1 protein-coding gene and 1 pseudogene are annotated in these 4,183 nt (G+C 39.2%); both read right to left on the bottom strand.

Going from position 1 to position 4,183, the window contains the following annotated elements:
• Nucleotides 1–2,989 (bottom strand): DUF1542 domain-containing protein (locus HT708_RS09640; protein ID WP_172926311.1); only part of this gene is annotated, 2,989 nt, incomplete at its 3' end.
• Between the two features lie 720 nt (nucleotides 2,990–3,709).
• Nucleotides 3,710–4,183, bottom strand: a pseudogene (locus HT708_RS11580) (hypothetical protein); the annotation flags it as partial.

Consider the following 4,183-nt stretch of genomic DNA (forward strand, 5'->3'; position numbering starts at 1 on the left):
GGATAGCTTTGTCCGCTGCTTGCTTAGCTCGATCTTTAGCTGCATCCTTTTCTTCTTTTGTTGCATTTGGAGTGTTGTCAATTGCTGCTAATTTATCTGCTAATTTTTTCGCTAAGTCTGCTTTAGCAGCTTTCTTAAGAGCTTCTAAGTCACCATTTGTGTGGACGCCTGCAATGGCTGTTACACCTGCTGTTTTAGCTTCGGCTACTTTATCAGCATCTGCTGCTGAGTCAATCTTAGCTTTTTCTTCAGCTAATTTAGCTTCCAAGTCTTTGACTTTTTGCTCTTTTTCTGTCGATGTGAGGCTGGTGTCTGCATTGATTTCTGCCTTCTCAGTTTCTGCTGCCTTATCTAAGTCTGCTTTAGCTTTATCCTTTCCTACTGGATTGATTGCATTTACTTCAGAAAGTGCATCTGCTTGGGCTTGATCAACGTCACCTTGATTTTTAGCTTTCTTAGCTTTCCTAATAGCTTCGCCTGCTTTTCTGACAGCTTCCGCTACTTCTTCCTTGGCTGCATTTTTTTCGTCTTCTGATAATGTTTCATCATCCTCTATCTCAGCCATTTTCACTGCTGCAGCTTCTGCTATTGCATTGACTGCATTCTCTGTTCCTATTGGATTTACATCGCCTATAGCTTTAGTTCCCTCAGTTTGCTTATTGGTAACCTCATCTTGAGAGTTGGCATTCGTAATAGCTTGCTTAGCGTCCTCTGCTGCTTTCTTCGCTGCTTCCTTAGCTTTGTCTTTTTCGGCCGGACTTAACTTGTCATTTTTGTCAATCTCTGCTTCTTTTTCTTTAAGCTTATCTTCTATTGCTTTTTTAGCTTTGTCTTTTCCTACTGGTTTAACTGCAGTTACTTCAGAGATTGCATCTGCTTGGGCTTTATCAACGTCATCTTGATTTTTAGCTTCCTTAGCTTTCCTAATAGCTTCGCCTGCTTTTCTGACAGCTTCCACTACTTCTTCTGTAGCTATACTCTTTTCATCTTCTGATAATGTTTCATCATCATCTATCTCAGCCATTCTCCTTGCTGCAGCTTCTGCTATTGCATTGACTGCATTCTCTGTTCCTATTGGATTCACATCGTCTATAGCTTTAGTTCCCTCAGTTTGCTTATTGGTAACCTCATCTTGAGAGTTGGCATTCGTAATAGCTTGCTTAGCGTCCTCTGCTGCTTTCTTCGCTGCTTCCTTAGCTTTGTCTTTTTCGGCCGAACTTAACTTGTCATTGTTGTCAATCTCTGCTTCTTTTTCTTTAAGCTTATCTTCTATTGCTTTTGTAGCTTTGTCTTTTATTTCCTGCCCTTCGTTCAGCTGTTTCTGTTTTTCTAGAGCCTCTTTCACTACTGTTTGATAATCACTAGTACTAGCTCCAGATTCAATCTTTTCCTTAATTTTTTGTAATTTTTCTTCATAAGCAGCCTTGGTTTCAGGAGTTGACCATTTTGTATCTTCTTCTTTTTGTGCCATTAATTTATCATAAACTTTTTGAGATAAATCCTTGGCAACTTTGCTGGTGTCCTGAGTAACATTAAATCCTGCTCCGGTAACTGGCAAAGCATAATGTTCCCAATCAATTTGGTATCCCATACCTAAACGACTATTATCCGCTGAACTAATACGAACTGTATATTCAGTGTAGCCTTCAGGTATATCAATTAGTTTACTCTTAAATTTTCCAGGTTCACCTCCTGGCCTATTTCCAGAACTCGCTAACATTTCATTATACTTTTCTTTACCAAGTGAGCGAGAGGCGGAAAAGTTTTGTTTTGTAAGTGTTTCTTTTGCTGCTGTTAACGTCATACTAGAACTAGAACTAGAACTAGAAGGATCAAAAGTAACATCATAAAGTGATTTTTCTATCTGTGAATTTGCCATTTTAGCTATCAGTTCAACTTTATACTTTGCTTTTTTTCCATCGATATCTCCAGTATATCCTGTTTTAAATTCAATAGTTACTTTCGTTCCTACCTTTGGTGTATAAACTTTAAATGTTTTTTCTATCCCATTAAAACCTTCCAAACCTCTAGCAATGCCACCAGCTTCTCCAGTAGGTTTATAAGCTTGTTTATCAAATGTCTGATTATTCATAGTGGCTTTAGTTCTAACCTCGGATAAAAGAAGTATGTAATCATTAGTACGATCAAAAACAGACTCTTTAATCCATGTCAAATTTTCACTAGTACCCCCCTGTTTAAACACCGTATTAACTGTCTCGATAGGAAAAACTCCACTATCAGTTTTTCTTGCTATAGCGAATTTCCCATCAGTAGAACCACCTGAAGTTATAGCTTTCCAACCACCAAATTCTGTAATTTCCTTCACTTGACCAGCTGCTACTCCACTACTTTCTCCAAGAGAATTCATATTCTGAACTTTAGTGTTATTTTCAATACTTTCTTGTAAGTTATTTAAACTATTCCCTAGTGTTGTTACACTTGCATCATCTCCTGGAGCTATATACACTTGATTTGCATCTGGATCAGCATCGGCTGCAGTCGCTGTTGGGCCAGATGGTGCATCACGTCTTTTACGTACTTTTGGCTTGCTGCTTGCTTCTTCTGATTTTGTACCTTCACCTTCAGATTTTGGAGAGCTAGAGTCCCCGCTCACAGAATTTTCATCCGATTGAGTCTTTGTTGTAGTTTCGCTTCTTTCAGATGAGTTGACTTCTTCCTCTTTGGTCCCTGGATGACTCTCTTGCTTGCCTTCATCCCCTGCTTCAGTATTGGTTGCAGATCCTTGTTTCTTTGCAGCAGGAGCAGCGTAGGTTAGCTGTGGATCCTCTGATTTTTTCTCTGTTTCTGAATCCTTATCAGCTGCCACCTCCTCATTTGACTGTACGGCCTGCGCTTCCGCAGCAGATACCGCTCCACTTCCCATAAAGAGATAGAGTGCCGCCACGGCTACCGAGGCCGCTCCAAAACTAACCTTACGAATCGAAAAACGTAATTGTTTTTCTCTATCGTCCTTCTCACTATAAAACATATTAGATGTTCCCCTTTTTAGTTTAAATTTTTTCAAGTGTAATTACTGAGTCTATAACTGTAACACAATGCAAAGGTTTGCCTTGTGAATCAAAAATGCACTCAATCATTCAACCTGATATGACTAAACTATTATACCTTAAATTACTTTAAAAAGATAATCATTTGACTTCTTTATCTCACTTAGTATCAAGAAAAAGACAGCCTATCCATATATATGGATAGGCTGTACAAAGCTATTCTATCAAGCTTCCTGACGATTCTGTCTTGAGAAACATATACAAATCAAGGTTTTATTACAATTTGATAACATTTTAGTTACAGTTTGTTTCGAAGTGTTTCCCCCTGATGTTAAGCACATCAAAAGCTAATTGATAAAAACAAATCCTAGCATTGTATGATTAAAAAGCCGCTCTTCTGTAGTAGCCACGCCATACCCTCTTTTTAATCATTTATGGATAAAACTAAATCATAGGCCAGTTTATAGATTCTAACCCTTTGCTTAGGGATTCTTATAGATTAGATTATTAGCTAGCCAGCTCCAGTTTTTCTAAGATCACTACTTCTCTTAGGCTTACTTGATTTACAAATGACCTAACTAGCTAACTCCGAAATCACTATATTTTATCGAACCCTATCTAGGAGATAGAGAGTTACAAAAAACTCCAACCATGGCTTGCGAACCTTGTCTTTGCTGGTTTCTCTGTATTTTTTTTAGGGCTTATTTGTATTTTTTCAATAGCTCCTCAAACTCAGCGACGGTCATGCCCAACTGCTGGCTAGCAACCTCAGAAGTCAGAAGACCTTGGCGGACTAGATTTACTAAACCTACTTTTAATCCCTGTTCAAGCCCCTCTGCACGACCTCTCTCCAACCCTTTTTCTTCAGCTTGTTCCAAGGCATAGTCCTGTGCTAATAAGGCTTGTTCTTCTCGCATACGTAGTTGACTAAACATTTTCCTGTCCTCCTCGGACCAGCTCTTGTAGTCTAGCAGTTGGTCTGCTTGGCTGATGGCTCGCTCAGGTTGCTGGGTAAAGGGCTTGTTGCCGAAAAACTCCAACCATGGCTTGCGAACCTCGTCTTTGCTGGTTTCTCTGTATTTTTTTAGTTCCAAGAATGCCATCTTGACTAGATGGTTTTCCTGTCCATTGTTTGTGATGGTTAAGACTTCACCTATCGTTCCCTCTCGCATACT

Origin of the sequence: Streptococcus sp. 3613, from assembly GCF_013277375.1 — a bacterium.
In the GTDB taxonomy this organism is placed as follows: domain Bacteria; phylum Bacillota; class Bacilli; order Lactobacillales; family Streptococcaceae; genus Streptococcus; species Streptococcus pseudopneumoniae.